Annotated in this window: 5 protein-coding genes and 1 pseudogene; 1 reads left to right on the forward strand and 5 read right to left on the reverse strand. The window is 35.2% G+C overall.

What is annotated here, in order from left to right; all coding sequences use genetic code 11:
• The first annotated feature begins 699 nt into the window (after nt 1-699).
• Complete coding sequence (locus ACHABW_RS25260) at nt 700-1,503, forward strand: rhamnogalacturonan acetylesterase (protein ID WP_435759749.1); 804 nt, start codon at nt 700-702, stop codon at nt 1,501-1,503.
• A 433-nt stretch (nt 1,504-1,936) separates the two neighbouring features.
• Here the strand turns inward: ACHABW_RS25260 and ACHABW_RS25265 are convergent, their stop codons facing one another.
• From ACHABW_RS25265 to ACHABW_RS25285, 5 genes and pseudogenes are all read right to left on the reverse strand, one after another.
• Nucleotides 1,937-2,179: a DUF2179 domain-containing protein gene (locus ACHABW_RS25265; protein WP_435759751.1), complete on the reverse strand. Its 243-nt coding sequence runs from the start codon at nt 2,177-2,179 to the stop codon at nt 1,937-1,939.
• Between the two features lie 341 nt (nt 2,180-2,520).
• Nucleotides 2,521-2,982, reverse strand: coding sequence for an ROK family protein (locus tag ACHABW_RS25270; protein WP_435759757.1), 462 nt, complete (start codon nt 2,980-2,982; stop codon nt 2,521-2,523).
• 436 nt (nt 2,983-3,418) lie between these two features.
• Nucleotides 3,419-3,592 (reverse strand): annotated as a pseudogene (locus tag ACHABW_RS25275) (NAD(P)-dependent alcohol dehydrogenase); the annotation flags it as partial.
• A 163-nt stretch (nt 3,593-3,755) separates the two neighbouring features.
• Entirely contained in the window at nt 3,756-4,136 is a 381-nt protein-coding gene (locus tag ACHABW_RS25280) for a hypothetical protein (RefSeq protein WP_435759753.1), read from the reverse strand.
• Nucleotides 4,137-4,547: 411 nt separating this feature from the next.
• Entirely contained in the window at nt 4,548-5,048 is a 501-nt protein-coding gene (locus ACHABW_RS25285) for a hypothetical protein (protein ID WP_435759755.1), read from the reverse strand.
• Nucleotides 5,049-5,355: the final 307 nt, after the last annotated feature.

Consider the following 5,355-nt stretch of genomic DNA (forward strand, 5'->3'; position numbering starts at 1 on the left):
CCGGTGAGGTAGTTTTAAATCCTTTTCAAAGGAAAAAATCTGCTGATTCTTAACATGGTAACTGGAATTCGCACTTTCCACGTGCAAATCTTAAGTCTCCTCAGGCAACCACCAAAGGCCCTGAAATAGTAAAAACCAACTTTTTCAGGGCCTGTCTGATGTAATGAGCGAAGCCACCGCATCTTTTAAAAGCCTATTAGTGGCGTATTTATCCTAATAGGATTGCGAAGTGCGAATCCATTACCAGGTTGTTTTCAGACTTTATCGGTGACCTTAAAACCACCCTACTGATTCATCAGCCGTTGCTGTTCCCCCTGAAGTCACAGCCCCCTTTCGCTACTAAACTCTCCTATCCCAGAAACAACGTTTACGTGTTTACGAATACAGCTCTGTAGTAGTGGATTTATAGCAGAAAAAACTCGCTCTATGATTTACACCAAAAACGCGAGAATAACTTCCTACTATTATTTTGCGTACTAAATCAAAACGCTTTTTTTCGCTAACGACTCAACCTCTCGATAAATGTAAGATACATGAATGATTTGAGCAAAATATGTAATAACAATGTTGTTATAATTTGTTTAAGAGGGATAAGGTGTGAATCCAGTCCTTTACTACTAATAGGAAAGAGGTGGAATGGTGAGAGGAAAACAAGAAATAAAGTTAAGAAGAGTTATAACTTATAAAAGGAGTGAGACAATGAGAAAAATTCGCAAGAAAGGCATGTTACTATTTGCTGCATTGATTTTTATCAGTTTAGGATGGGGGACTCAAACGGCTATGGCAAATTCATCCTCCGGGACAGAAGAAAGCCATGAAAATAATGTATCCATTTATATAGCGGGTGATTCAACTGCATCTTATTATGGGAAAGACCGAGCTCCTCGTACAGGGTGGGCCCAAGTACTTGACCCAATGTTTGATAAAAAAATTGTAGTCCAAAACCAAGCCACCTCAGGGAGAAGTTCCAAAAGCTTTATTGATGAAGGCCGGCTAGACAATATACTTGCTGAAATTGAAAAGAAAGATTACTTATTCATTCAGTTTGGACATAATGATTCAAAGTCAAATGACCCTGCTCGTTATACAGAACCCTTCTCAACTTATAAAAGCTATTTGAAACAGTATATTGATGGAGCTCGTGAAAAAGGGACTATACCGGTTTTATTAACGCCGGTAGAAAGAAGAAGGTTTACAGAAGATGGACAAGCAATGCGGTCACACGGAGAGTATCCAGAAGCGATGAAGCAGCTTGGAGAAGAAGAACAAGTGCCGGTTATCGACATGTCTGAAAGAAGTATCGACTTGTACAATCAACTTGGACCAGAAGGAAGTAAAGATCTCTTCATGTGGTTTGCCGAAGGCGAACACCCTAATTATCCAGAGGGTGTAAGTGACAATACACATTTTCAAGAAAATGGTGCGAAGCAAATTGCTGAACTGGTTGCCGAAGAGATACACCGATTAAAGATTCCCCTACTTCACAGCCATTTATCAAAATGATGAAGTTCTCTTACTAAGAGGTAAAGGGTAGCACTGGTACCAACGCTCCCTATCCAATCGGATAAACTTATCATTGTTGGTATGAATAAATGGTAGATATTAAAAAAGTTCGGCTGGATAAAAGGGCGTTAGATGGAGAGCCTGCTTTTGATTGTAATCGACTCAAAACAGGCTCTCTTTGTTTGAAATTAGAACGTAGAATGATCTGATGCTTGTATATAGATGCCAATTGTTACATGTGTACCAAAAAGAATATGAAAAGATCGTACATTCCGACTTAAACAATTCACAGAAAGATAGAGAGTTAGCCCCATTAATGAGTTTCATGGAAAAGGAATTTCTCTATTCTAATTTTCATAAGAGGGCGATTCTTCAATTAGAGGAATCGTCTTCATATTATGTTTGTAAGCTCCATTTCAAGGTAAAAGACAGTTTATGATTTTCTTTTCTTTTTTTTCATAGCTTTTAAAAGATATCCTCCCTTAAACTTACGTAGCTCATAAGAAATGATAAAGGCATTCGGCTCATTTTCTTCAATCATGTTCGTTACATTTTCTCCCATATTTCTTTTAGTCAAAATCTGAAGATTATACCGGACACTATCTTTTCCCATTCCTTCATATACGGTTACTCCGAACCCATCGAAAAGTTGAAAGTATAACCAGGTGAGATCCATACCAGAACCTGTCCCCCTTTCCTAGTACTGAGAGACTCCTTGATACTACCAAAAATCTTCTATCCACTTTCAATACTAAAGCTAGAAAATACTTTTAAGTTTCTTAAAATTCTTCTTTCGTTATCTATCCATATGTTGACCGATTCACTGTCATTTTACCTATTAAACATAATAAACACCGCCAGTCTCTTTTATTATCACATTTCGGAGGCACTTTCAAATTAAAGAAGTAGTTAATGAACTTATGCTTTAGGAATCTATTGAGTATTGGAAGAGCAAAAAGGGTTGAGTAATTTTTTCATACAAAGCCCCCTTTTTATTATTCAACTACCTTATACAATTTATTTTACTTTTTCTGCTAATAATAACGCACCGACAATACCAGCATCATCTTTTAAACCTGGTGAAACTATATAACTTGTAAGTTGTGGTGTTAAAATATATCCATTTAACAGCTTTTCAAATTGACTTCTAATTGAATGAAGTAAATGTCCCTGCGCCATCTCACCACCACCAAGGATAATTTTATCTGGTCTAAGTGTTAATGTATATGTCATAAGTGCTTGAGCCATATAATTGCCTTCAATCTCCCAGAATGGCTCACTTACAGAAAGTTCGTTACCTTTTTTGTTAATTCGTTCTTCAATAGCTTTACCAGACGCTATTCCTTCCAAGCAATCCTTATGAAAGGGACAAGCACCTGCAAATGGGTCATTTTCATGCTTACGAACTAAAACATGTCCCATTTCCGGATGGCTAAATCCCTTGAGAATTTGATTATTTATGATCATTCCTCCCCCGATTCCAGTAAGCTGTCATATATTTTTAGAGAAATAAAAGCGGTTTATTAAACACTCAGAAATTTATCATTATTCAGTAGTTCACCAACGGCTAAAAATATTTTATTAAAGAAAGGAATTCCAACATGGAAGGATCACAAAAAATTGGGGGTTTAAGTGAGAACAGCGGTGTGTGTAAGTATTTAATAGCAAGCAAGTAATCAAAATCTGCGAAATAAGTATATTATCTCGCTTATTTATCCATTTTTAAATAAAATAACTAAAAAGAGTATGAGTAAAATGATTGTGGGAGAAGAAAAAACCTCCTCATCCGAGTAATGGAAACACCCGTTACTTGCATGAGGAGGCCAGCAAGCGAAAGTGCGGTAGGATGCTAACTCCACCCCAATGTAGTTTTTTTGGGTTGTCTAAAACCGAGTGTTATTCGAGCACGCAGTCAAAAAGAGAGAGGATCTGTAAAACTCCGTACCCGAATATCTGCTACAGTTACGGTTGTCGCTTTTACTTTTACCATTATTTCATTTTCCCGGAGAGTCGGCTTTTCTACCTCTTTCAGTTGAAGGACGTCGGGGGGACCGTACTTTGTGTACACAATTGCTTTCCTCTCCTCCAATTCTTATATTCATTAATATCTTCGAATAAATAAAACGATGGATCATTCTTCAATAACTTCTTTAATTCTCCTGGCCCATAGCACAATAAAAAAAACAATCGTAACAATTCCTCTTGCCACGTTAGTTTAAGTGCATCATGTCAAAAACTTGTTAATGTTACTGCTATCTCTTTTCAATCGCCATACGTAAATTCGAGATGACTCCAAGGAACAATATTAAGGAACAAACCACTTTTTCAAAAGGTGTTCCAAAAAATTGTTGTATAAGCCCAATAGACCAAAGTACAACAAAAAACCAACATATAACGGTTATCCCTCTTTTTCTTTTGTAATTATATACTATATTTCTGCCAACAATTAGCGTAAAAACTCCTCCAACAATAGAAATAATGGTATTGATTATAGATATTGGAAACTGAGTAGCGAAGGATTCAGACCGTCCACCGTTAACCCATGTGAATGGAATAATGCCGCTAATTATTAGAACATGAATTAAGATCGTCAAAGAGTAAAAAATAATCCCCATAATTACCGCAGTTTTCATATTCATTTTTCTCAGTTTATCTAATATAAAATCACCTCATCTCTTCCTGTTATCATTTTATTCCTTATTGATAGTTAGATTTATTTTCGGAGTGGGATTAAAAATATACTATTCTGACTTCTTGCTTTAAAAGACATCAGATACTTCTAGCAATCCCAAAAAATAAAAAAGCAAACATGAACGAATCCTATAATAATAGAAAATGCTGATTGACTAATAGATGTATAAATATCTCCCAAAAAATTTTAATGGCTCATAATTTATATTTGTGAAAACAAGAAAAATACTATAAATACAATAAATACTGTTTTCATTGGTGTTAAACACCCCAAAACTTATTTAAAATATTTCAGAGATATTCTTTTATTCAAGTAAAGCACTCCTATAGTTGAACAAGCAATCTCTTGAATACTATTCATTTATTTCATATATTAATGTATCAAATAATTCACCATCGGTATAAAGTAATACAGCCCACACTCCCGACTCTGGTATTTTTACTGTTGATGGTGTATGTGCATCTGCACCGTTATTTGGTCCACTAAGAGTTTTTGTCCATCCATCAATTAGAATTTGGTGGACAGTTCCTGTTTCTTTATGAAAACCAACCACCGTTAATTCTATGTTCTCAAGATTATCCATTCCCCATAGATGCCACATCCACTTTTGATTGCTTAAACTAGGCATATCAGCACCAATGACGCCTGACTTATTTTCATTCCCAATGATACCTCTATTACCAAATTTAACTGCTTTTTCTTCCCAATTTATAGCTTCAAAATCATTTTTTTGTACAAACTCAGGTATATCTTCAGGTAATTCTATTTCTTCTATAGTAGTTTCATCTGTTGTACAAGCTACCAAAACAAATAACATACTAAATAAAATTATTATTAGCTGAATTTTCTTCATAAAATCACCCCTACTATTTTATTCTTACACCAAGTATTCCAACACCTGGTTCAACAAACCTCTCATCAATACTTTAAGTGAAAAAATCAGTTAAAATTTGACTCCCGTCATAATTAAAAATATACTAAATAAAATAAGAAAATACTTTGATCCTTTTTTTAGGAGGAGTATTTGGACAGCTTTACCCTCTGCTTTGTTGGGAACTTAGGTTGTTCGCGAGACCTTTACTATCTATATGGAAAGGTCTTTTTTAGTGTAATCAGATTTTCGAAAGGGATGGTATGGATGTCTTTAAAAAGAACAATCA

Origin of the sequence: Salipaludibacillus sp. CF4.18 (genome assembly GCF_051262595.1) — a bacterium.
Classification (GTDB): Bacteria; Bacillota; Bacilli; order Bacillales; family Salisediminibacteriaceae; genus Salipaludibacillus; species Salipaludibacillus neizhouensis.

Excerpts from the sequence above, each read along its gene's own strand:
- ACHABW_RS25260 (WP_435759749.1), top strand. The coding sequence starts at position 700 with ATGAGAAAAATTCGCAAGAAAGGCATGTTACTATTTGCTGCATTGATT.
- ACHABW_RS25265 (WP_435759751.1), bottom strand. The coding sequence starts at position 2,179 with ATGGATCTCACCTGGTTATACTTTCAACTTTTCGATGGGTTCGGAGTA.
- ACHABW_RS25280 (WP_435759753.1), bottom strand. The coding sequence starts at position 4,136 with ATGAAAACTGCGGTAATTATGGGGATTATTTTTTACTCTTTGACGATC.
- ACHABW_RS25285 (WP_435759755.1), bottom strand. The coding sequence starts at position 5,048 with ATGAAGAAAATTCAGCTAATAATAATTTTATTTAGTATGTTATTTGTT.